This window comes from Streptomyces sp. NPDC086777, from assembly GCF_040702065.1.
Classification (GTDB): Bacteria; Actinomycetota; Actinomycetes; order Streptomycetales; family Streptomycetaceae; genus Streptomyces.
The window spans coordinates 18,849-40,924 of sequence record NZ_JBFBJI010000034.1 but is presented as its reverse complement, the minus strand read 5'-3'; the positions used below and the strand labels follow the sequence as shown (position 1 = coordinate 40,924).

Below are 22,076 nucleotides of genomic sequence, written 5' to 3'. Positions count from 1 at the left end.
CCGGGAGCTGTGGGAAGGGTGGGGGTGTTGCGTACCACGCGGGAGCTGCTGCGCCACGGGGCTGTTGCGAACCACTCCAGACGATCCAATCCAGCCGGTTCTCGGTGAGTCAAGTGTCTCCGGGTCACCGATTGGCTTCAATCCGTGGCCAGTTGTGGACGGAGAGCGGTCTCTTTGTAACGGATTCTTGATAAAGAGCAAGCGGAATCGAGCTTCAAGAACGCTGTAGTCTCACGGCAGTTGATATCGGTCACAGCGGTGCACGGGGCCCGCTACTCGGTGTCGTTCCGCAACAGCTCGGGGTGAAGACGCCCCCCAGACCAGACACCCTCATGAAGGAGGCCCGGTGTCCACGAACCAGGTGGACGCGCCCGTCCGGCCCGCCCAGGCGCGGGGCGGGATACGGGGTTTCGCCGACCGTTGGCCCTTCCGGCGCAAGCTCAACCTGCTGGTCGGTGTCCCGCTGGCCGTCATCGCCGTACTGCTGGCGTACGTCTTCACCGACCTGCTGGAGCAGTCCACCAGCGCGGAGGACGCCGCGCGGACGGTCCGGGACAGCGCACAGGTGGCACGCCTCGTGGAGAGCGTCGAAGCGGAGCACCAGCAGGCGATCCTGCTCTCCGCGCGCTACGAGTCCGGCTACTCCACCCCCTCCGCGGCCGCCTACCGTGCGGCCCAGAAGACGGTGGACACCCTTGTCGTGAAGGTGCGTGACACCTTCGGCGACCGGCTGCCGGACACCGAGGCGGCCGCGCTGCAGCAGGTCGAGGGGCTGTCCAGCCTCCGGGACTCCGTCGAGCAGTCCTATCTGCCCGCCGACAACATCGACCCGGCCTACACCAACGCGTCCAACGACCTGATCGACGGCCTCGGCCTGGACCGCGACGCCAACCTCGCCGCCACCTTCACCGGCAACCTGCTGGACTCGCTGCTGCGCGCGGACGCCGCCCACGGCGCCTTCGAGACCAACGTGCTCGCGGCGACGACCGGTGACACCAACGCCCTGATCGAGTTCACCAACGCGGTCGGCGCCTACGACCTCTACCAGCACCAGGCCGACCGGTTCAGCCGGTTCGCCACCGAGGGCCAGGCGCGGCAGCTGGCCGACGTCGAGCACACCAAGGCCCAGAGCACCATCGCCGAGTCCTTCGCCGAGCTGCAGATCGACCCGACCAAGCTGCAGTCCGGCGACCAGGACCAGATCCGGCAGGCCGTCAAGGAAGCGCTCACCGACTACCCGGCCTACCTCCAGCAGGCCGCCGCCCGGTTGACCATCACCACCTCGCTCATCGGCCAGATCGCCGACCGCGCCGACACCGCCGCCACCTCGGCCAAGCAGCGCGCGGGTCTGCTGCTGACCCTCTCGCTGCTCGGCTTCGTCCTCTGGATCACCCTCGCGGCGCTGGTCCGCCGCTCGGTGATCCGCCCGGTGCAGGCCCTGACCGGGGTCGCGCACGAGGTCGCCGAGGTGGCGGGCCGCGAACTCGCCCGCGTCGCCGACGACGACGCCGAGGACTCCGGCCCGCCCCGGCTGCGGGACATGCCGGTCACCGCCCGCGACGAGATCGGCGACCTGGCCGAGGCGTTCAACCAGGTGCAGACCACGGCCGCGGCCCTGCTCGAACGGCAGGTGCTCAGCCGCCGCAACACCGCCGAGATGTTCGGCAACGTCGGCCGCCGCGTCAGCAACCTGACCACCCGCCAGCTCGCCTTCATCGACGCGGTGGAGCGGGCCGAGACCGACCCGGCCCTCCTCGAACGCCTCTACTCCATCGACCACATCGCCGTCCGCCTGCGCCGCAACGCCGACAGCCTGATGCTGCTGGCCGGCATCCGCGAGACCGTGCTGGCCGGGGGCCCGACCCCGGTGTCCAACGTCGTCCGGGCCGCGCTCGGCCAGATCGAGGGCTACCAGCGGGTACGGCTGTACGCCGGCACGGAGGCCATGATCGAGCCGGACATCATCGGCGACCTCACGCTGATGGTGGCCGAACTCCTGGAGAACGCGGTGTCGTTCTCGCCGGCCGGCAGCCCCGTGGAGGTGACCGTCCGCTCCAGCGACGCGGGCGCACACATCGTTGTCACCGACCACGGCCTCGGCATGAGCGCCGAGCGGCTGGCCGAGGAGAACCAGCGGCTGATCCGCCGCGAGCGCCTCGACCTGGTGCCGACCAAGGTGCTCGGTCTCTTCGTGGTGGGCGCCCTGGCCCGGCGCTGGGAGATCGGCGTCGAGCTGACCCGGACCCCGGGCGGCGGTGTCACCGCCGAGGTGACGCTGCCCGCCCGCCTGTTGCTGACGATGAGCGCGGTGGCGGACTCCTCCGGCACCCCGTTCGCCACCGAGCCGGCCGTACCGGCGGCACCGATGGCACCGACGGCCCCGGCCATCCCGGCAGCGCCCGCGGCGGCGGCCGAACCGACCGGCCCGACCCCCGCCGTCACGGTGCCCTCCTGGGCCGAGCAGGAGAGCCCGCTCCCCCGTCGGCTGCCGCGCCGAGAGTCCGCCCCCGAGCCCGCGACGCCGCAGCCCCCGCTGATCCCGGCCGCGCGCTCCGGCGAACCCCCGGCCGACGCCGACGCGGACGCCGACTCCGACTCCGCAGACGGGCCCCGCCCGCTGCGCCGCCGGGTGCGCGGCGCCACCCTGCGGACCACCGTCGGCGCCACCCAGACCCTCGCCCAGCCACCGCGCACCCGCGACGCCGAGGCCGAACGGGACGCGCTGGACGAGTTCGAGGCGGCGGTGGAACGTGCCCGGCGCGAGGGCGACACCGGTAGTCACGAACGGCCCGCCCCACGCATCGACCCCCTGAACCCCCCGCAGGACCAGAACCACCTTCCGGAAGGAGCCGAGCAGTGAGCACGTCGACAGGTGACACCCCGACGGGCGGCGTCACGCCGACCGACCTGCAGGCGGCCGCAGCCGACTTCACCTGGCTGCTGAACCGCTTCGCCACCGAGACCGCCGGCGTGGTCGACGCGATCGCCGTGTCCTCCGACGGTCTGCTGATCGCGGTCTCGGAGCTGCGTGAGCGCGCCCACTCCGAGCGGCTGGCCGCGATCGTCTCCGGCATCACCAGCCTGGCCGCCGGCGCGTCCGGCAACTACGGCCTGGGCGGCCTCAACAAGGTCATCATCGACCTGGAGGGCGGCCATGTCATCGTCTCCGCGATCGGCAGCGGCGCCGTGCTCGGCGTGGTCGCCGACAAGGAGGCCAAGCTCGGCAACATCGCCTACGAGATGACGCTGTTCGCCAACCGCGCGGGTGCGGCGCTCAGTCCGCAGCTCGTCCTGGAACTGAAGAACAGCGTCGGCGTCCCACAGACGCGCTGACCGGCATCGCCGGTCGGCACAGCCGAGAAGGCCGAGAGAGGAAGACACAGCCATGGCGGACCCGCCTCCGGGCCCGGACCCGGTCGGCCCCGCCCCGGCCGTACGGCCGTTCCTGGTCACCGCCGGCCGGGTGGCGGACAGCGCCTCCGGACCGGCGATGCCCGTCGAGACCCAGGTGGTGGCCACCGCCGCCGGTCTCGCCGTGCTGGACCGGCTCTCCTTCGAGCAGCACGACATCATCGCGGCGTGCCGGATTCCGCAGTCGCTCGCGGAACTGGCGGCCCGGCTGCGGCTGCACCTGAACGTCGTCCGGGTGCTGGCCGAAGACCTGCGCGAGGCCGGGCAGCTGACGGTGCACGTGCCCGACTTCGAGGCCACCCACGACTCGTCCGTCCTGCGCAGGGTTATCGATGGCCTGCGGGCCATCCCCGACTCCCGAGGGGTACTCCGTGACACCGACTGACTCGCTGACCCGGGGCACCGGGCGTACGGCCGTACGGCCGCCGCTGCCGGTGAAGATGGTCATCGCGGGCGGTTTCGGCGTGGGCAAGACCACCGCCGTCGGCTCGATCTCGGAGATCGAGCCACTGACCACCGAGGCGTCGATCACCGAGGTCGCGGCGGGCGTGGACGACCTCTCGCTCACCCCGCGCAAGACGACCACGACCGTGGCGATGGACTTCGGCTGCATCACCATCGACCCCACGCTGAAGCTGTACCTGTTCGGCACGCCCGGGCAGGAACGGTTCGGCTTCATGTGGGACGACATCGTGGAGGGCGCGCTCGGCGGGCTCGTCATCGTTGACACGCGTCGCCTCGACGACTGCTACGCGGCGGTCGACTACTTCGAGCACAAGGGAATCCCGTTCGCCGTCGCGATCAACGCGTTCGACGGCCGCGTCGAGCACACGCTGGACGAGGTGCGGTGGGCGCTGGACGTCGCCGAAGGCACGCCGCTGGTCGTCTTCGACGCGCGGGAACGGGGTTCGGTGCGGGATGCGCTGCTCGTTGTGCTGGAACTGGCGCTGGCGCGCAGTGGGGGGTAGCGCGGTGGGCGGGGAACTGCGGACCGGATGTGGCCGGTCGCGCGGTTCCTCCCCCCGGCCTTCGGCCGGGGGGACCCCCAGCGCCCCTGACGGGGCGCTATCCCCTGCGTACTCCGGGAGAAACCGTCACTCGGGCTATGGCCCAGAAGATCCCCAGCGTCGCCAGGGCCATCGCCGCCACCAGGGTGGCGCCGCCCACGACCTTCTCGTAGTTCTTCTGGTAGAGGCCGTCGATGATGTAGCGGCCGAGGCCGCCGAGGCTGACGTAGGCCGCGATCGTCGCCGTCGAGACGATCTGGATGGCGGCCGAGCGCAGGCCGCTGAGGATCAGCGGAAGGGCGACCGGGAGTTCGACCTGGAAGAGGACGCGTGACTCCGGCATGCCCATGCCCCGTGCCGCGTCCACCGGGGACGGGTCGACCGAGCGCATCGCCTCGTACGTCGTGACCAGGATCGGCGGCACCGCGAGGATCACCAGCGGGATCATCACCGGCAGCATGCCGAAGCCGAGCCAGATGAACATCAGGACCAGCAGGCCGAAGCTGGGCAGTGCCCGGCCGGCCGTGGCGATCAGGGCGAGGGTGTTGCCGCCGCGCCCGTAGTGACCGGTGATCAGGCCGACGGGCAGGCCGATGACCGCCGCGTAGGCCAGCGCCTCCAGCGAGTACTGGACGTGTTCCCAGAGCCGGGTGGGGATGCCGTCGTAACCGTGCCAGTGGGAGCTGTCGCTGAAGAATGCGTGGACGAAGTTGAGGACGTTCACCGGGCGCTCTCCTTCGGCATCCAGGGCGTCAGCACACGGCGTACGAGGACGAGGACGGCGTCGGCCAGGATGGCCAGCACGGCGGTGGTCACGACCGAGTTCACCGCCAGTTCCGGGCGGTGGTAGATGTTCGCGTCGTTGAGCAGGTTGCCGAGCGCGCCCTGGTTGCCGATCAGCATGCCGACGCTGACCAGGGAGATGCTGGAGACGGTCGCCACCCGCAGGCCCGCGATGATGGCGGGGACGGCGATCGGCAACTGCACCTGGAAGTAACGGCGCACCGGGCCGAGGCCCATCGCGGTCGCGGCGGCCAGGGTCTCCGCCGGGACCGAGCGGACGCCTTCCACGATGGCCGGGACCAGGACCACCAGGCTGTACACGGCGAGCGGGATCATCACCGTCGTCTCGGTCTGGCCCGTGTAGTCGATGAGGACCACGAAGAAGGCCAGCGAGGGAATGGCGTACAGGATCGTGGTCACGCCCAGCACCGGCGGGTACAACCAGCGGAAGCGCACGCAGAGCTGGGCGATGGGCAGGGACACCAGCAGGCCGGCCAGCACCGGGAGGAGGGCCTCTCGCAGGTGCAGGCCGATCAGCCCGAAGTAGGTGTTCTGGAGGTCGCTCGGGATGTCGAAAAAGCCGCTCATCCCCCGACCTTCGCGTCGTCGCGGCCCTCGGCGTGGGCGGTGCGGATCGCGGCGCCGATGACCTGCTGGGAGACGACGCCGACCGCGCGCCCCTCGCCGTCCACGGCCACGGCCCAGCCGGTCGGCGAGAGGACGGAACCGTCGAGGGCGGCGCGCAGCGAGTCCCGGCCGGGGACGAAGGGCCGCCCGTAGGGGACCAGTTGCTCCGGGCGGATCGATCCCGCGGTGAGGGTCCGCGGCTCGCCCCAGCCGAGCGGCCTGCCGTCCAGGTCCGTCACGAGGAGGTAGGGCGCGTCGGCCGTGGCGCGGGCGCCGAGCCGGGTGGCGTCGGCGTCGATCGCGACGATCGGCGCGGTCTGCAGTTCGAGGTCCGCGGACGGGAAGAAGGAGAGCCTCCGGATGCCCCGGTCGGCACCGAGGAAGTCCTCGACGAAGGCGTCCGCGGGGTCGGTGAGCAGCTCGGCCGGCGGGGCGTACTGGGCGAGGTGGCCGCCGGTGCGCATCACGGCGACCATCGTGCCGAGCTTGATCGCCTCGTCGATGTCATGGGTGACGAAGACGATGGTCTTGCCCAACTCGTCCTGGATCCGCAGGAGTTCGTCCTGGAGCCCCTTGCGGACCACGGGATCGACGGCGGAGAACGGCTCGTCCATCAGCAGCACCGGCGGGTCGGCCGCGAGCGCCCGGGCCACGCCGACGCGCTGCTGCTGGCCGCCGGAGAGCTGGTACGGGTACCGCTTGGCGAGCGCCGAGTCCAGGCCCACCCGCTCCATCAGCTCGGCCGCGCGGGCCCGCGCCTTCTGCTTGGTCCAGCCCAGCAGCCGCGGCACGGTGGCGATGTTGTCGATGATGGTGCGGTGCTGGAATAGACCGGCGTTCTGGATGACGTAACCCATCGACCGGCGAAGGGTGTTGACCGGCTGCGCGTGGATGTCGGCGCCGTCGAGGAGGATGCGGCCCTCGGTGGGCTCCACCATCCGGTTGATCATCCGCAGGGTCGTGGTCTTGCCGCAGCCCGAGGGGCCGACGAAGACGGTGATCGAGCGGTCCGGTATCTCCAGGGAGAGCCGGTCGACGGCGACCGTACCGTCCGGGTACCGCTTGGTGACTGAATCTATCCGTATCAAAACGCCGAATACCCTTCGGGTTTGCCAGAAAGTGCCCAGTTATCGACCACGGTCGCCGTGGCGCAGGCTGTTCGCCCAGAGTCTAAACCGGAAGTGTTTCAGCACTTTGGCAGCTGACTGATCCTCTTCAGTTTGTGACCTGACCGTCGTCCACGGTGCGCCACCTGTGAGTTCCCTGGTTCTCAATCCCCGCTCAGTGCGGGCTGAGGACCGCCCCAGACAGCGCCCCGATCGTCATGGCCATGAACGAAACGAACGCGGGCGGCGTCCGGCGCCGGTCGGCCGAGATCGTGGCCGGCGACCTCATGAGCGTGGCCCGCACGCTCCGGGCCACCCGCACCGGCCGCACCCGCGGCAACGCCGTACCCCGCCGCACCACCGTCCCCCGGAACGTCACGGCCCCGCCCGCCGGGGCAGCCACCCTCGTCGAGCCCATGGAGTACGCGTCATGACCGTGCCGGAGGGCTGTTACCGGGCGCCCCCGAGGACCCGCGGTGGGCCCGCCCGGCCCTGTGGGCGATCCTGCTCCTGGCCACCGCCCCGTACGCCTGGAACCTCACCCCGATCACCGGCAACTCCTTCTACGACGCGGCGGTCCACTCCGCCACCAGGAGCTGGGAGGCGTTCTTCTTCGGGGCCCTGGACGCCGGCAGCTTCATCACCGTCGACAAACCCCCCTTCGCCCTCTGGGTGATGGACCTGTCGGCCCGCGTCTTCGGCTACGGAACCTGGCAGTTGACGCTGCCGATGGTCGGCGTCGGCTCGGGCACCGGGCGCGGGAGAACGACCGGGTGCGGGAACTCCTCGGAGAAGCAGCGCACGTACTCGGCCTGGGCGTCCGGGTCGAACGGGGTGCCGCCGTGGTGCCGGGCACCCGTCCGGGCCCGGATCCAGAACTCGGGGTCGCCGCCGATCAGGTGCTCGGGGATGCCGTTGCCCGCGGTCAGGAAGAACCAGTGGTAGTAGCCGCACCCTAAGTCGGCGTCGGCGTGCCGGTAGGCGTGCCGGGTCCGCACGATGTCCAGGACCGCACGCGCGGAGACCGCCCGCGCATGGTCGAGCGCCGGCCGGTGGGCCACCCGCCGCCGGACGCGGCACGGCCGACCCGCTCGATGCGATCCGGTCCGCCGCGATGATGCCGGACCACCTCGGCCACCCCGAGGCGGCGGCCGCCGTCACCGCCGCGATCACCACACTCTGTCCACGACCCGGCTGCGCACCCCGGATCTGGGAGGTTCGGCGACGACGGCCGAGTTCACGGCTGGCCTGATCGACCTGTTGTGACCGGGAGGACGGCCGCCGACGGCTCCCCCGCGACCGGGAAGCCCGCCGTCCGCAGGACCTGCCGGCCCGCGTCCACGGCGAACACCTCGCAGCCGGGGCGCGCGGCCGCCCACCCCACGCCCTCGGTGCCCATCGCGAAGGCGGCGGTGGCCACGGAGTCCGCCTCGGTCAGTGCGGAGGCGACGACCGTCAGGCTGAGCAGACCGGTCGCCGGGCGCCCGGTGCGGCCGTCGACGATGTGGTCGCCGCGCTCGTAGCGGGCGGAGGTGGCGACCGCCCCGTCGGTCAGTTCGAGGACCGTGCACAGCCGGTCGGCGTGCTCGGGGTGCCGTACCCCCACCCGCCAGGGCCCGCCGGCGGCGACCACGTCACCACCGGCGTTCAGCACGAACCGGCGCGCCCCGGCCGCCGACAGCAGTTCCGCGGCCCGCTGCACCGACCAGCCCTTGACCACGGCGCACGGGTCGAGGCCCCGCCCGGGCAGCCGCGCGTCGAACGCGCCCCCGGTCGCCAGCCGGTACTCCTCGCACAGCGCGAGCACCTCGGCGAGGTCCGGACTCACCTCGGCCTCGGCGATCTCGCCCCGGTCGAGACGGCGGACCTCGCTGTCCGGCCGGAACGGGCTGAACCGCTCGTCGACCGCGCGCAGCCAGTCGAACACAGCGTCCGCTGCCGCCGCGAAGTCCCCCTCGTCGTCCGTCCGCAGGGACACGGGGAAGCCCATGACGTGTTCGACCCGCCGCATCCGCTCAGCCCTTCGCGTCGATCGCGGCCTGGAGGGACTCCTTGTAGGCGTCACTGGTGATGGTCGCCCCGGAGACGGTGTCGACGGCCGCGCCCTGTGCCTTCAGTGTCTCCGACACCAGCACCGGCACGGCGGCCGCCGTCTGCGGGTGGTCGGGCTGCTGGAGCATCGTGACGGCGGAGATCCTGTCGCCGGAGAACGTCACCTGGACCTGGACCGGGCCCTTGTCGGTGTCGACGGTCGTGCCCTTGACCACCGTCCCCGAGGAGGCTGCGGCCGAGGAACCCGGGGCGGCCTCGGCCGTGGACGTGCTGGTGGTGGTCGTACCGCCGATCGACGGCTCGTAGCGCCAGACGGGGATCAGGCCCGCGATGCTCAGGGCGACGACTGGTATGGCTCGCTTCACGGTGTCTCTCTCATCCCGCCAGGCTGAAACGCTCGAAGTGGATCTGCGGTGTGGGCACGCCCAGGTCGCCCAGGGTGCGCAGCACGGCGTTCATCATCGGCGGCGGCCCGCACAGGAAGACGTCCCGGTCGGCGATGTCCGGCACGAGCTGTACCAGTTCGCGCGCCGCCAGCTTGTCCGGCACCGGCGGCCCGGTGACCAGGTGCAGCTCGGCGCCCTTGGTGACGGCGAGGTCGCGGAGTTCGTCGTAGAGGACGGCGTCCCGGTCGGCGGAGACGCGGTAGACGACGACCGCGTGGCCTTCGAGGTCCTCCAGGAGCGCGCGGATCGGGGTGACGCCGACGCCGCCCGCGATGAGCAGGGACGCGGTCCGCTGCCGGTGCAGGGCGGTGAAGGCGCCGTACGGGCCCTCGGCGAAGACGCGGGTGCCGACCTTGAGGTGGCGCAGGCCCGCGCTGCCGTCGCCGGCGGCCTTGACGGTCAGGCGCAGGGTGCGGCCGTCCGGGGCGGCGGAGAGCGAGAAGGGGTTCGCCTGCCACCAGCGGTCCCTGGTGAGGAACCGCCACAGGAAGAACTGGCCGGCCCGCGCGCCCAGCCGGTCGAGGTCGCGGCCGGTGACGTACACCGAGACGACGTCGTCCGACTCGGGGACGACGGCGGAGACCCGGAACCGGTGGCGGTGGTTGCGCCACAGCGGCAGCACCAGACGGCCCAGGGCCACCGCGCCGAGCGCCACGCCCCACACCGCGTACCAGTACGTCTTCGCGGCGGACGACGCCGTGAAGGTCGTACCGACCGCGACCTGGTGGCTGAACGCCAGCACCACGGCCACGTAGGTGTAGAGGTGGATGAAGTGCCAGGTCTCGTAGGCGAGCCGGCGGCGGGCGTAGCGGGCCGAGACGGCGCCGACCACGAGGACGAGGCCCAGCGCGACCACGGCCCGGAGCACGCCTTCCGTCGTCTCCGCGAGGTCGACCAGTTCGCTCACCGGGCCGACGCCCGCGCCGTCGGCGTAGCCGAAGCTGATGAAGACGGCGTGCGCGAGCAGTGTCCAGAGCAGGGCGAAGCCGGTCCAGCGGTGCCAGGAGGTCAGCCGGTCCATGCCGATCCGGCGGTCCAGCCAGGGCAGCCGGGCCACCAGCACCAGCTGGAAGGCCATGACGAGGGCGCCGTACAGACCGAAGAAGCGGCCGATGACGATCAGGGCGTTGGAGGCGAAGCCCGCCTGGGCGAAGAACCAGGCGACCACCGCCGCGTTCACGGCGAGCACGGCGTACAGGCCCGTGCGGGCCACCACCCTGGGGCGTATCGCCGTGGGGGGCGCAGGGGGTGATGGGACGGTCGTCACGGGTGGGCAGCTCCTTGATCGGGTCCTGGGAGTCGAGCTTCACCCGTGGCTGCTGTCGTTTTCCTGTCGGACGACTTTCAACTGGTTATCGATGTGTCGTCGGTGTGGGCACGGGTCTGGCGTCCGGGGCCGCGTACCGCAGTATGAGCGGGTGGAAAAAGTACGACTCCTCGTCGTGGACGACGACCCGCCGATCGCCGACCTGGTCGCGACGGTCGCGCGGTACGAGGGCTGGGACGCGGTCACCGCGTATTCCGGCGAGGACGCGCTGGCGCGGGCCGCCGAGTTCCGGCCGGACATCGTCGTGCTCGACCTGATGCTGCCCGACCTCGACGGCTTCGGAGTGCTCGACCGGCTGCGGCACTCCGGGACGATGGTGCCGGTGGTGTTCCTCACGGCCCGCGACGGGGTCGCCGACCGGGTCGCGGGGCTGACCCGGGGCGGGGACGACTACCTGGTCAAGCCGTTCGCGGTAGAGGAGCTGATGGCCCGGCTGCGCACGGTCCTGCGGCGCAGCGCGGGTCCCGGCTTCCAGCGTTCGGTGCTGCGGGTCGCCGACCTGACGATGGACGAGGACACCCGCGAGGTCCGCCGCGGCGACCGGCTGCTCTCGCTGACCCCGACCGAGTTCGAGGTGCTGCGCTACCTGATACGCAAGTCGCCGACCGTGCTCACCAAGGCGCAGATCCTCGACCACGTGTGGGAGTACGGCTTCGGCGGCCGTTCGAACGTGGTGGAGCTGGTGGTCAGCCGGCTGCGCCGGAAGATGGACGAGGACGGCGGGGAGCCGCTGATCCACACCGTGCGCGGCTTCGGGTACGTGATACGGCAGCAGGCGGCGGAGTGATCGCGCGGCTTCGGTGCTCGTACCGGGCGATGCGGCTGGGCACCCGGCTGGCGCTGGGGCTCGGCGCGCTGGCGCTGGTGGTGTTCGCGGTCGTCGGCACGTCGCTGACGATGTACATGCGCGACTACCTGTCGGCCCAGCTGGACGACCAGCTGGGGCTGGCCCAGGTCGCCCAGTCCAAGAGCATCGCCCAGAACGGCACGCTTCAGGGCAAGAAGTACTACCACTGGTACTACGCCGTGTACGACGTCTCGGACGGCAGCCCGGTGCTGCGCAAGCCCGAGGAGAGCAGCGACCTGCCCGCGGACATCGCCCCGCTCACCTCGGTGGCGAAGGCGCAGATCGCCGCGGGCACCGAGGTGCTGCGCACCCGGGACCTGACCGGCGAGGGCGAGTACCGGCTGCGCGGCTGCGAGGTGGAGCCGGGGGTGGTGCTGGTCAGCGGGGCGCCGACGAACAGCATCGACGCCACGGTACGGCGGCTGGTGACGGTCCAGGTGGTCGCCTTCGGGCTGGCGCTGCTGGCGCTGGTGGTGTTCGGCCGCCGACTGCTGCGGCACGGTCTCGAACCGCTGAGCGACATGGCGCACACGGCGCACGGCATCGCCTCGCACAACCTGACGGAGTCGGCGGCCCGGCTGCCGCTGCGGGCGGCGAAGCGGGGCGGCGGCCCCGAGGTCGAGGAGCTGCGCACCGCGTTCAACACGATGCTGGAGCACATCGACCACTCGCTGGCCGTGCGCGCCGAGGCCGAGCAGCGGCTGCGCCGGTTCGTCGCGGACGCCTCGCACGAGCTGCGTACCCCGCTGATGTCGGTACGCGGCTATGCGGACCTCTTCCAGTACGCCGCCGCCAACGAGCCCGGGGAGCGCGAGCGCCACCTGGCCCGGCTGCGCGCCGAGGCGGCCCGGATGGGCATCCTCCTGGACGACCTGCTGCTGCTCGCCCGGCTCGACGCGGCCGAGGTGGAGACCCCGCTGCGGCTGGAGCAGGCCGACCTGACGGAGCTGGTCCGGGAGGCCGCCGACGCCTTCCGCGCCGCCCACGCCGACCACCCGCTGGCGGTGACCGCCGGCCCGGAACCGGTGCCGGTCCGCCTCGATCCGGTGCGGATCCGCCAGGTGCTGGACAACCTCCTCACCAACGCGGCCGTCCACACGCCGAGCGGCACCCCGGTCTGCGTCGCGGTCGCGGTCACCGCGGACTCGGCGTCGGTGAGCGTCGCGGACCACGGCCCCGGCATCCCGGCCGGCGACCACGCCCGGGTCTTCGACCGCTTCTACCGCGTCGACAAGGCCCGCAGCCGGGACCGCGGCGGCAGCGGGCTCGGCCTGTCGGTGGCCCGGGCGCTGGTGGAGGCGCACGGCGGGACCATCGGTCTGGGCGGCCGCACCGGCACCACGGTGTTCACCCTGACGCTGCCGAGGAAGCCGGCGGGCGCCCGCACCGGTGCCTGAGCGCCTCGCCGGACGGGTCGCGCTCCGCCCTCCCCCGGCTGCGGCGCCGTCGTGGCCGGTCGCGCGGCCCCTCCCGCAGCGTCCCGCCGGGCGCTGTCAGCCCTCCGCCTCCTCCACGGAGCTGAACCCGCCCTGCCGGGAGTGCGGACGCGCCGCCAGCACCGCGACGTCGTCCTCGGCATGCCGGGCGTCGAGGCGCGTGAGGATGGACTCCAGCAGGCCGTCGACATCGGCGGCAGGGGTGAAGTGCAGTTCGGCGAGGCGGTGCAGGGAGCGGTCGATGTCCTCGCCGCGGTGTTCCACCAGGCCGTCGGTGAAGAGCACCAGCGCCTGGTCGGGTTCGAGCCGGTGGGTGGCCGACTCGTAGCCGCCGAAACCGGTGCCCAGCGGCGGTCCGACGGGGACCTCCAGGAGTGCGGTGTCGCCTTCGCCGGTGATCAGCGCGGGCGGCAGATGGCCGGCGCTGGCCAGGGTGACCTGCCCGCGGCTGGGGTCGACGCGTACCAGCAGGCAGGTGGCGGGTCTGCGGTCCGCCTCGGTGGCGGCGATGTCGTCGAGCTGGCGCAGCACCCGGTGCGGCGGCAGCTCGGAGGAGGCGATGTACCGCAGTGAGGAGCGGTACGCGTTCATGTCGACGGCGGCCTCCAGGCCGTGACCCATCACGTCGCCGACGACGAGCAGCGTGCGCCCGAAGTGCAGCCGTACGGTCTCGCACCAGTCGCCGCCGACCAGGACCCGCCCGCCGGCCGGGAGGTAGCGGATCGACACGTCCAGGTTCGGGTGCGGCCGGCCCGGTTCGGAGAGCAGGGCGCGTTGCAGGTCAACGGCGGTGCGGTTGACCTGGTCGTACTCGCGGGCGTGCCGGATGTGGGAGGCGGCGCGTTCGGCGAGGAGCGCGAGGAGTTCGGCCTCCGCGCGGGCGAAAACCGCCCCCTCGCGGGCGCAGACCAGGACGCCGTACTGGTCGGAGCCGCTGGTCAGGGGCATGCACAGGGCCGGGCGGGTGTGGCTGCCGAGCGGGCGGGCCAGCCACGGGTCCGTCCAGTTGTCGGCCGCCGGCGTGCCCGCGTCCAAGGCGACCGCGGTGGCCCAGCGGGCGTCGGGCAGCAGATCGGCGTCGCCGGCCATCGACTCGTAGCCGGAGACGGTGTCGCCGACCCGCCGCATGACGGCCGCGCAGCCGCCGGCCAGCCGTACCGCCGCCCGGGTCAGTTCCGTACAGGTGGTGGACTCGTCCAGGGTGGTGCCGATGCCGGCCGCGGCCGTGCGCAACGCCCTGAGCGGCGCGCCGGGGCCACCCGCGGCGAGTCCGTCCGGTCCGCCCGGGCCGTCGGCGGACGCGGATCCCCTACGGCCCTGGAACCATCGCGCGACACCCGACACCCTCACAGAGTCTCAAACTGCGCCGATCCGGGCACCAGCCGCCCGCGGGCCCGCGGTGGGCGCAACTCCGCCACCGCGGGCCCGGGCAGCGACGCGCGCCGGACTCAGCTCTCGTCCGCGGCCAGCCGCAGCGAGATCGAGTTGATGCAGTACCGCTGGTCGGTCGGGGTCGCATACCCCTCACCCTCGAACACGTGCCCCAGATGCGAGCCGCAGCGCGCGCAGCGCACCTCGGTGCGCACCATCCCGTGCGTGCGGTCCTCGATCAGTTCGACCGCGTCGGTGTCCTTCGGGTCGTAGAAGCTCGGCCAGCCGCAGTGCGACTCGAACTTCGTGTCGGAGGTGAACAGCTCGGCACCGCAGGCGCGACAGGAGTACACGCCCTTGGTCTTGGTGTCGGTGTACTCACCCCTGAAGGCCGGCTCGGTCGCCGCCTGACGCAGCACGGCGTACTCGGCCGGCGACAGCTCCGCCCGCCACTGCTCGTCCGGCTTCTCGACGTCGTACGACATGACTCTCAGCCCCTCACTTCGCCAGGCGTTCCAGGATCCTCGGGCCCAGGTCGGTAACGTCACCCGCGCCCATGGTGAGAACCAGATCACCGGGCTTCGTCATTCCCGCGACCACGGTGGGGACCTCGTCCTTGTCGTGGACGGCGGTCACGTCGGCGCCCGCGGCCCGCGCCGCCTCGATGATCAGCTCGCTCGTGACCCCGGGGATCGGGTCCTCGCGGGCCGGGTAGATGTCGAGGACGACCGAGGCGTCCGCGAGCGCCAGCGCGTCACCCATCTCCTTGCCCAGCTCCTGGGTCCGGGAGAACAGGTGCGGCTGGAAGACGACCAGGATCCGGGCGTCCCCGCCCGCGGCACGCATGGCCTCCAGGTCGGCGGTCATCTCGGTCGGGTGGTGGGCGTAGGAGTCGATCACCTGGACGCCGGCCGCCTCGCCCTTGAGCTGCAGGCGCCGCTTCACACCGGTGTACGCGGCCAGGGCGGGCGCGAGCTCGGCGGCGGGGACCCCGAGGGCCACGCCCGCGGCCAGCGCGGCGACCGCGTTGTGCGCGTAGTGCCGACCGGGCACGGACACCGTGAACGTCAGCTCGGTCCCCTCCAGCAGGACGGTGACCTCGCTCTTCAGGCCCTGCGGTACGACGGACAGCACCCGGACGTCGGCGTCCGCGGCCTCGCCGTACGTCACCGTCCGGACCTTCCCCGCCACCCGCCGGGTCAGCTCGCGCGCCCCCTCGTGGTCGGCGTTGACCACCAGCGTGCCGCCGGGCACGATCCGGCCGGCGAAGGTCTCGAAGGACTCGTGGATCTCGTCCATCGAGGCGTAGTTCGCGTGGTGGTCGAGCTCCACGTTGAGGACGATGGCGACCTCGGGCGCGTACTTGTGGAAGCTGCGGTCCGATTCGTCCGCCTCGGCGACGAAGATCTCGCCGTCGCCGTGCAGCGCGTTGGAGCCGGGCACGTCGAGGTCGCCGCCGATGGCGTACGAGGGGCCGCGGCCCAGCGCGGTCAGGGAGACCGCGAGCATGGACGTGGTGGTGGTCTTGCCGTGCGTGCCCGCGACCGCGATCGGCCGCAGCCCGTCCATCAGGGCGGCGAGGGCGTCGGAGCGGTGCACCACCGGGACGCCCAGCTCGGCCGCGCGGGCCAGCTCGGGGTTGTCCTTCCGGATCGCCGACGACACGACGACGCAGCTGGCGTCGTCGGCGAGGTGCCCGGCCGCGTGCCCGATGTGCACGGTCACCCCGAGCGCCCGCAGCGCGTCCGCGGTCTCGGACTCCCTGGCGTCGCTCCCGGCCACCTCGGCCCCGCGCTGGGCGAGGATCTTGGCGATCCCCGACATCCCGGCGCCGCCGATCCCGATGAAGTGCGGACGCTCCATGGCGGAAGGAAGGCCGGGTGCCATGTGTTTCTCCCAGAGACGGTGACGTGCGAAAGCAGCCCTAGCCTATGTGCTGCACCACGGGTCACTCCGCAAGGGACGCATGGCAGACCTGCCGGGGGCGCGGGACCGTATCGATCTGCGGCCACCGCCGCGCGGGCGCGACCAGCGGCACTTCACAGCCGACGCGAGAACAGCCGACCCGTAGGGGCGCGGGGAACTGCGCGACGAGCCACGACGAAGCCGCTCCCGTCGACACACCGCACCCCCCTTCGGCACCTACGCCTTGCTGTGCGAGAACAGCTTCAGCACCGGCACTCCCACCTTGTGCCGCGCCCGCGACGCCCAGTCCCGGTGGAAGAACTCCTCCACGTAGTGCGGATCGGTCAGCACGATCACCTCGTCCGCGCCCACCTCTTCCACCAGCTTGCGCAGCGCGTCCAGCGGGTGGTCCTCGACCATCCGCCCCTCGGCGGTGCTGCCCGCGGCCCGCAGGGCCGTCAGGGACACGTCCAGCGCCTGCTCCGCAGGGCCCTTGGCGGCATCCCCCTCCGGCGTTTGCCGCTCACGCGTGGCCTCGTCGAGTTCGCCGAGTGCGATGTCGTCGATGGCCCGCAGCAGGCGGTCCGCCTGGTCGCCGCGGGGCTGGAGCAGTACGTGGAAGGCGACCTGCTCGTCCCCGTGCAAGGTGGTGACGAACTCCACGTCGGCGGACGTCAGGGCCTTCTCGATCATCAGAACGCTTGTGAACACCAGGCGCCTCTTCTCCCTAGAGGGCCGCTCGACCCTCTGTCCTCCGTGGGGCCGGCACCCCTGCGGAAACCATCCTGCCCCGTGATCGCACGGGTACTGCCGGATTCAGTTTGCCCGCCGGAAGCTAAGCGGAACGGTTTATTCCGCTGATTTCAGGACCGGCGGTAGCGGCCGAACAGGAATCCGGCCTCCTCCAGGAGGGACACTAGTTCGAAGCGTTGGGGCACTGCGACACCGGGCCCCCCGGCGATCCGCTGCGCGTCGCCCGCCGTGAGCATCGGGGAGACGGTCAGGCACAGCTCGTCGAGGACACCGGCGGCCACGAACTGCCCGAGCAGCCGGGGGCCGCCCTCGGTGAGCAGCCGGGTGTGGCCCAGACCGGCGAGGGCGCGGAGCGCGCGGGCGGGGTCGACACCGACGCCGTCACCGGCGGCCACCACGCGGGCGCCGGCCTTCTCGGCGGCGGCGACACGGTCGGGGGCGGCGGCCGCCCCGGTCAGGATCAGCGTGGGCACGAGGGGCGAGGTGAACAGCGGGAGCGAGAAGTCGAGGTCGAGGCTCGCGGTGACGACCGCGACCGCGGCGACCGCGCCCTGGCCGGCCGCGGCCCGGGCGGCCGTGAACTCAGCCCGCTCGCGTACCGGCCGGTACCCCTCCTGCCGTACCGTTTCCGCGCCCACGACGACGACGTCGGCGAGCCCGCGCAGGGTGCCGAAGATCCGCATGTCGGCCGCGCCGGAGATCGGCTGCGACCGGCCGTCGTGCTGCCCGGCCCCGTCGAGCGTGGCCACCATGTTGGCCCGCAGCCACACCTCCCGCCCCGCGGACCCGGGGTAGGCATAGGCGCGGGCCAGCTCGGCGAGGCTCCACTCCCCCTCCCCTTCGGCCGGACCGCCAAAGGCCCGCACGGCTGTTTGTTCGATCACAGGGAACAGGCGTCGCATGTCGTGCAGTGTGGCACGGCGGCCGGGCCGGTCCGGCGCGGTCCGCCGTGGTCGGGCAGTGTCCCGAGGGGGCGCGGCGTGCCGCGCGGCCGGCTCCCACGGCGTCGGGGCCGACCGGCGGCTCATCGCGGCCCTTCCGGCCGAGCGCTTAGCATGGGTAACCGTGTCGTCCTCTCCCGCCGCATCCGAGGTCAGCCCCATAGCCGACGCGGCCCCTCCGTCCCTGTGCGCCCGTTCGCCGCACGTTCCCGCGGACCGGCTGGTCGCCGAGATGGTGCCGCCGCCCCGCTTCGACTCGGTCCGCTTCGCCACCTACCTCCCGGACCCGAACCAGCCGAGCCAGACCGAGGCCGTGCGGGTCCTGGAAGGGTTCGCCGGCGGTCTCGGCGGGGCGCACGCGGTGGCCGGCGGCAGGCGCGGCCTCTTCGGCCTCGGCCGGGCGAAGGCACCCAAGGCGCCGGCCGGGCCCCGCGGCGTCTACCTCGACGGCGGGTACGGCGTCGGCAAGACCCACCTGCTGGCCTCCCTGTGGCACGCCACGCCCGCCGAGCCCGCGCTGAAGGCGTTCGGCACCTTCGTGGAGCTGACCAACCTGGTCGGCGCCCTCGGTTTCCAGCAGACCGTGCAGACCCTCTCCGGTCACCGCCTGCTGTGCATCGACGAGTTCGAGCTGGACGACCCCGGCGACACGGTTCTGGTGTCGACGCTGCTCGGCCGCCTGGTGGAGGCGGGTGTCGCGCTCGCCGCCACCTCCAACACCCTGCCGGGCAAGCTCGGCGAGGGCCGGTTCGCCGCCGTCGACTTCCTGCGCGAGATCCAGGGGCTGTCGGCCCACTTCCGCACCCTGCGCATCGACGGCGAGGACTACCGCCACCGCGGCCTGCCCGAGGCACCGGCGCCGTACTCCGACGAACAGGTGACGAAGGCGGCGTACACCACGCCGGGCGCCTCGCTCGACGACTTCCCGCACCTCCTGGACCACCTGGCCAAGGTGCACCCCAGCCGGTACGGCGCGCTCACCGACGGCCTGAGCGCGGTCTGCCTGACGGACGTGCGGCCGGTGCCCGACCAGTCGACCGCGCTGCGGCTCGTGGTCCTCGCGGACCGGCTCTACGACCGTGAGGTCCCGGTCCTGGCCTCCGGACTCCCCTTCGACCGGCTGTTCAGCGAGGAGATGCTGAACGGCGGCTACCGGAAGAAGTACTTCCGCGCGATATCCCGCCTCACCGCCCTGGCCAGGGACGCCAAGGGGCTCGTGACCACCGACTAGGCGCGGGCCGGCGCATCGATAATCGATCAAAGCTCCCCGGGTCAAGAGCCCGATCAGGCCACGCCACCGGCTTTTTTCACGTTCTCTTGGGCTCGCAACACCCAGTTAACCCTGCAAACAACTTTGCAGGGTTAACGTGTTTCTTGACCAACCGTTGACCCGTGCCTGGCACACACGAGAGGCGTGAACTGCCGCGAGGGAGGCTCATGTTCCGAGGTACGACAGCCCGGACCGTGTTCTCGCTCCTGGCCGCCGCCCTGCTCGCCGTCCAGTTCTTCGCACCTGCGGAAACCTTCGCAGCCGCGCACACCCTCAGTCATGCCGAGGCCAAAGCCCAGCCCGGGCCACAGGCCTCGGCGAAGGCCGTCCGCGCCGGTTCGCACCTCCTCCGCGACCTCCACGGCCACTGCGGCGAGCCGCCCGGCTCGCCGCGGAGCGCCGACCGGCATCGCAGCGCCACCGCCGGCTGGGCGGACGACCGTCCGCCCACCGCACGGCACATCGAGGCCATACGCACCCCGGTGCCTCCCACGGCCAGGCACCACCGCACGTCGAGAGCGTCGAGAGCCCACTCACCGGCCGCGCTTCAGGTCTTCCGCTGCTGACGGGACGGGCTCTGCCCAGGGCTCTTCACGCCCCTCACCCCCCCCCCACAAACGTCGTGCAAGCCCGACGCGCCGCTGTAGCGCGCCAGGAGGAATCCACACACCATGCAGCCCCTCATCGACAACGCCCGTACGTTCGGACAGCGCCCTGAGGAGTTCGCCGGACTCGCCGAAGGCCAGTCTCCGCAGGTGCTCTTCATCACCTGCTCCGATTCCCGGGTCGTCCCGGCCCTGATCACCGGCGCCCGCCCGGGCGAGCTCTTCGAGCTGCGCACCGCGGGCAACATCGTCCCGCCGTACGCCTCGACCACCCCGACCAGCGAGGCGGCCACCATCGAGTACGCCGTGGAGGTGCTCGGCGTCCGCGACATCGTCGTCTGCGGGCACTCGCACTGCGGTGCCGTCGGTGCGCTGGTGCGCGGCGACGACCTGACCGCCGTACCCGCCGTACGGGACTGGCTGGCCAGCGCCGAACCGCGCCCGAGCGGCGCGGCCGAGGACCCGGCCGTCGCCGAGGGCGTGCAGAACCACGTGCTCGCCCAGCTGCTGCGGCTGCGCTCGTACCCCTGCATCGACAAGAAGCTGACCGCGGGCGAACTGACCCTGCGCGGCTGGTACTACGAGGTCCACACCGGTGCCGTGCGCGCACACCGCGCCGCCACCGACACCTTCGAGGCCCTGTGAGCGCCACGATGACCAAGTTCCCCTCCATACGTCAGGACTTCGCCGCCTCTCTCGTCGTGTTCCTGGTAGCGCTCCCGCTCTGCGTGGGCGTGGCCGTCGCCTCCGGTGTCCCGGCCGAACTCGGTCTGGTCACCGGCATCGTGGGCGGTCTCGTCACCGGGATGCTGCGGGGCAGCAGCCTTCAGGTGTCGGGGCCGGCCGCCGGTCTGACCGTGCTCGTCTTCGAGGCGGTGCGCGAGTTCGGGCTGCCGCTGCTCGGGGTGATCGTGCTGGTCACCGGTGTCCTCCAGATCGCCATGGGGGTGCTGAAGCTGGGCCGGTACTTCCGGGCCATCTCGGTCTCGGTCGTCGAGGGCATGCTGGCCGGAATCGGTCTGGTGCTGATCGCCGGTCAGCTGTACCCGGCGCTCGCCGCCAAGGCGCCGGAGTCCGGCCCCGGCAAGATAGCCGGGCTGCCCGGGGCGTTCCTGGACGCCCTCGGGGACGGCGCGGCGCTGGCCTCGCTCGCCCTCGGCGCGGGCACGATCGCGGTCCTGGTGCTGTGGACGCACGCCCCGGCGAAGCTGCGGACGCTCCCCGGCCCGCTGGCCGCCGTCGGCCTCGCCACCCTGGCCGCCTTCCTGCTGAGGCTCCCGGTCGCCACCGTCGAGGTGCACGGGCTGCTGGACTCGGTCCAGCCGCCCCCGCTGAGCGCCTTCGGCGAGCTGGCGAGCGCCGGGGTGATCGGCACGGTCGTCGCGTTCACGCTGATCGCGTCCGCCGAGTCGCTGTTCAGCGCGGCGGCCGTGGACCGGCTGCACGACGGGCCGCGCACCCGGTACAACCAGGAGCTGATCGCCCAGGGCGCGGGCAACGCGCTCTGCGGGGTGCTCGGCGCGCTGCCGATGACGGCCGTGATCGTGCGCAGCGCGGCCAACGTCCAGGCGGGCGCCCGCACCAAGGCGTCCCGGGTGCTGCACGGCGTCTGGCTGCTGCTGTTCGCGGCCCTGCTGCCGGGAGTGCTGGGGTACATACCGGTCCCGGCGCTCGCCGGAATCCTGGTCTACTCGGGCGCCAAGCTGATCCCGGTGCGCGCGCTGGCCGTGCTGTGGCGCGAGCACCGGGGCGAGGCCGTCGTCCTCGTCGTCACGGCGGTGTCGATCGTCGCGGTGAGCATGTTCGAGGGCGTGCTGATCGGGCTCGCCCTGTCGATCGTCAAGACCGCCTGGGAGGCCTCGCACCTCAAACTGGAGGTCGTCGACAAGGGCGCGGGGCCGATCGACGCCCACCTGACCGGCAACGCGACCTTCCTGCGGCTGCCGAAGATCCTCGACAGCCTGGAGGCGCTGCCGCAGGACCGCCCGATCCGGGTGGACCTGTCCGGGCTGCACCACCTCGATCACGCCTGCCGGACCGCGCTGGAGAGCTGGGCCCAGCGGCACAGCGACGCGGACACCGAGCCGGTGCAGGTCACGGCCGCCTGAACCGGCGGCCGCACCGGGCCGGGGTGCCGACGCCCCTCGGCATCCCGGCCCGGACCAGCCGCCCGGGGCCGTGGCCCCGAC

Annotated in this window: 23 protein-coding genes and 2 pseudogenes; 13 read left to right on the top strand and 12 right to left on the bottom strand. The window is 72.3% G+C overall.

Annotated elements, in window-relative coordinates:
• Nucleotides 1–346 precede the first annotated feature (346 nt).
• From AB0472_RS35145 to AB0472_RS35130, 4 genes are read left to right on the top strand one after another with little or no spacing between them, the layout of a single operon-like run.
• Nucleotides 347–2,860 carry an ATP-binding protein gene (locus tag AB0472_RS35145; protein WP_366362632.1) on the top strand — a complete coding sequence of 838 codons (2,514 nt, stop codon included), beginning with the start codon at nucleotides 347–349 and terminating at the stop codon, nucleotides 2,858–2,860.
• Complete coding sequence (locus AB0472_RS35140; protein ID WP_351712298.1) at nucleotides 2,857–3,333, top strand: roadblock/LC7 domain-containing protein; 477 nt, start codon at nucleotides 2,857–2,859, stop codon at nucleotides 3,331–3,333. The genes AB0472_RS35145 and AB0472_RS35140 overlap by 4 nt, the downstream gene beginning before the upstream one ends.
• Nucleotides 3,334–3,385: 52 nt before the next feature.
• Nucleotides 3,386–3,796: a DUF742 domain-containing protein gene (locus AB0472_RS35135; RefSeq protein ID WP_366362630.1), complete on the top strand. Its 411-nt coding sequence runs from the start codon at nucleotides 3,386–3,388 to the stop codon at nucleotides 3,794–3,796.
• Nucleotides 3,783–4,379 carry an ATP/GTP-binding protein gene (locus AB0472_RS35130; protein WP_217547088.1) on the top strand — a complete coding sequence of 199 codons (597 nt, stop codon included), beginning with the start codon at nucleotides 3,783–3,785 and terminating at the stop codon, nucleotides 4,377–4,379. The genes AB0472_RS35135 and AB0472_RS35130 overlap by 14 nt, the downstream gene beginning before the upstream one ends.
• A 97-nt stretch (nucleotides 4,380–4,476) precedes the next feature.
• On the opposite strand, the gene AB0472_RS35125 is transcribed toward AB0472_RS35130, so the two are convergent.
• Genes AB0472_RS35125 through AB0472_RS35115 form a run of 3 tightly spaced genes read right to left on the bottom strand, consistent with a single transcriptional unit; the run spans nucleotide 4,477 to nucleotide 6,916 of the window.
• Nucleotides 4,477–5,142 (bottom strand): ABC transporter permease, encoded by a 666-nt coding sequence (locus AB0472_RS35125; protein WP_366362628.1) that lies wholly within the window; start codon nucleotides 5,140–5,142, stop codon nucleotides 4,477–4,479.
• Nucleotides 5,139–5,789, bottom strand: a complete 651-nt coding sequence (locus AB0472_RS35120; protein WP_366362627.1) for an ABC transporter permease subunit — start codon at nucleotides 5,787–5,789, stop codon at nucleotides 5,139–5,141. The genes AB0472_RS35125 and AB0472_RS35120 overlap by 4 nt, the downstream gene beginning before the upstream one ends.
• A complete protein-coding gene (locus AB0472_RS35115; protein WP_366362625.1) occupies nucleotides 5,786–6,916 on the bottom strand; it encodes an ABC transporter ATP-binding protein in 1,131 nt (376 codons plus the stop codon). Before AB0472_RS35115 ends, AB0472_RS35120 begins: the two co-directional genes overlap by 4 nt.
• A 242-nt stretch (nucleotides 6,917–7,158) precedes the next feature.
• On the opposite strand from AB0472_RS35115, the gene AB0472_RS35110 reads away from it, so the two are divergent.
• Nucleotides 7,159–7,368 (top strand): hypothetical protein, encoded by a 210-nt coding sequence (locus AB0472_RS35110; RefSeq protein ID WP_366362623.1) that lies wholly within the window; start codon nucleotides 7,159–7,161, stop codon nucleotides 7,366–7,368.
• Between the two features lie 22 nt (nucleotides 7,369–7,390).
• Nucleotides 7,391–7,684 (top strand): annotated as a pseudogene (locus AB0472_RS35105) (hypothetical protein); the annotation flags it as partial.
• Here AB0472_RS35105 and AB0472_RS35100 read toward each other — a convergent pair.
• Nucleotides 7,636–7,995 (bottom strand): hypothetical protein, encoded by a 360-nt coding sequence (locus tag AB0472_RS35100; RefSeq protein WP_366362621.1) that lies wholly within the window; start codon nucleotides 7,993–7,995, stop codon nucleotides 7,636–7,638. The pseudogene AB0472_RS35105 and the gene AB0472_RS35100 overlap by 49 nt on opposite strands.
• 5 nt (nucleotides 7,996–8,000) lie before the next feature.
• Here AB0472_RS35100 and AB0472_RS35095 point away from each other — a divergent pair.
• Nucleotides 8,001–8,200 (top strand): annotated as a pseudogene (locus AB0472_RS35095) (isocitrate/isopropylmalate family dehydrogenase); the annotation flags it as partial.
• Here AB0472_RS35095 and AB0472_RS35090 read toward each other — a convergent pair.
• Genes AB0472_RS35090 through AB0472_RS35080 form a run of 3 tightly spaced genes read right to left on the bottom strand, consistent with a single transcriptional unit; the run spans nucleotide 8,172 to nucleotide 10,699 of the window.
• Nucleotides 8,172–8,945 carry an FAD:protein FMN transferase gene (locus AB0472_RS35090; RefSeq protein WP_366362619.1) on the bottom strand — a complete coding sequence of 258 codons (774 nt, stop codon included), beginning with the start codon at nucleotides 8,943–8,945 and terminating at the stop codon, nucleotides 8,172–8,174. The pseudogene AB0472_RS35095 and the gene AB0472_RS35090 sit on opposite strands and share 29 nt — an antisense overlap.
• A gap of 4 nt (nucleotides 8,946–8,949) precedes the next feature.
• Nucleotides 8,950–9,351 carry an FMN-binding protein gene (locus tag AB0472_RS35085; RefSeq protein WP_366362617.1) on the bottom strand — a complete coding sequence of 134 codons (402 nt, stop codon included), beginning with the start codon at nucleotides 9,349–9,351 and terminating at the stop codon, nucleotides 8,950–8,952.
• Nucleotides 9,352–9,361: 10 nt separating this feature from the next.
• The gene (locus tag AB0472_RS35080; protein WP_366362615.1) at nucleotides 9,362–10,699 is read right to left on the bottom strand and encodes a ferredoxin reductase family protein; all 1,338 of its coding nucleotides are present in this window, start codon (nucleotides 10,697–10,699) and stop codon (nucleotides 9,362–9,364) included.
• 151 nt (nucleotides 10,700–10,850) lie between these two features.
• On the opposite strand from AB0472_RS35080, the gene AB0472_RS35075 reads away from it, so the two are divergent.
• A complete protein-coding gene (locus tag AB0472_RS35075) occupies nucleotides 10,851–11,546 on the top strand; it encodes a response regulator transcription factor (protein ID WP_366362614.1) in 696 nt (231 codons plus the stop codon).
• On the top strand, nucleotides 11,543–13,003 hold the full coding sequence (locus AB0472_RS35070; protein WP_366362613.1) for a HAMP domain-containing sensor histidine kinase: 1,461 nt from the start codon (nucleotides 11,543–11,545) through the stop codon (nucleotides 13,001–13,003). Before AB0472_RS35075 ends, AB0472_RS35070 begins: the two co-directional genes overlap by 4 nt.
• A gap of 96 nt (nucleotides 13,004–13,099) precedes the next feature.
• Here AB0472_RS35070 and AB0472_RS35065 read toward each other — a convergent pair whose 3' ends face one another.
• The 5 genes from AB0472_RS35065 to AB0472_RS35045 all read right to left on the bottom strand — a co-directional run bounded on the left by AB0472_RS35065 (nucleotide 13,100) and on the right by AB0472_RS35045 (nucleotide 17,973).
• Complete coding sequence (locus tag AB0472_RS35065) at nucleotides 13,100–14,386, bottom strand: PP2C family protein-serine/threonine phosphatase (RefSeq protein ID WP_366362611.1); 1,287 nt, start codon at nucleotides 14,384–14,386, stop codon at nucleotides 13,100–13,102.
• A gap of 104 nt (nucleotides 14,387–14,490) precedes the next feature.
• On the bottom strand, nucleotides 14,491–14,898 hold the full coding sequence (gene msrB, locus AB0472_RS35060; RefSeq protein ID WP_366362609.1) for a peptide-methionine (R)-S-oxide reductase MsrB: 408 nt from the start codon (nucleotides 14,896–14,898) through the stop codon (nucleotides 14,491–14,493).
• 13 nt (nucleotides 14,899–14,911) lie between these two features.
• On the bottom strand, nucleotides 14,912–16,300 hold the full coding sequence (gene murC, locus AB0472_RS35055; RefSeq protein WP_366362607.1) for a UDP-N-acetylmuramate--L-alanine ligase: 1,389 nt from the start codon (nucleotides 16,298–16,300) through the stop codon (nucleotides 14,912–14,914).
• Nucleotides 16,301–16,555: 255 nt separating this feature from the next.
• Nucleotides 16,556–17,029: an indole-3-glycerol phosphate synthase gene (locus tag AB0472_RS35050; protein ID WP_366362605.1), complete on the bottom strand. Its 474-nt coding sequence runs from the start codon at nucleotides 17,027–17,029 to the stop codon at nucleotides 16,556–16,558.
• Between the two features lie 152 nt (nucleotides 17,030–17,181).
• Complete coding sequence (locus tag AB0472_RS35045) at nucleotides 17,182–17,973, bottom strand: pyrimidine reductase family protein (RefSeq protein WP_366362603.1); 792 nt, start codon at nucleotides 17,971–17,973, stop codon at nucleotides 17,182–17,184.
• Nucleotides 17,974–18,136: 163 nt separating this feature from the next.
• Here AB0472_RS35045 and zapE point away from each other — a divergent pair, with 163 nt between their 5' ends.
• The 4 genes from zapE (at nucleotide 18,137) to AB0472_RS35025 (ending at nucleotide 21,995) form a co-directional block, all read left to right on the top strand.
• Nucleotides 18,137–19,243, top strand: coding sequence for a cell division protein ZapE (gene zapE, locus AB0472_RS35040; RefSeq protein WP_366362601.1), 1,107 nt, complete (start codon nucleotides 18,137–18,139; stop codon nucleotides 19,241–19,243).
• A 206-nt stretch (nucleotides 19,244–19,449) separates the two neighbouring features.
• Complete coding sequence (locus AB0472_RS35035; RefSeq protein ID WP_366362600.1) at nucleotides 19,450–19,848, top strand: hypothetical protein; 399 nt, start codon at nucleotides 19,450–19,452, stop codon at nucleotides 19,846–19,848.
• A 105-nt stretch (nucleotides 19,849–19,953) separates the two neighbouring features.
• Complete coding sequence (locus AB0472_RS35030; RefSeq protein WP_366362598.1) at nucleotides 19,954–20,532, top strand: carbonic anhydrase; 579 nt, start codon at nucleotides 19,954–19,956, stop codon at nucleotides 20,530–20,532.
• Nucleotides 20,533–20,540: 8 nt separating this feature from the next.
• Entirely contained in the window at nucleotides 20,541–21,995 is a 1,455-nt protein-coding gene (locus tag AB0472_RS35025) for a SulP family inorganic anion transporter (protein ID WP_366362596.1), read from the top strand.
• The last annotated feature ends 81 nt before the right edge of the window (nucleotides 21,996–22,076 follow it).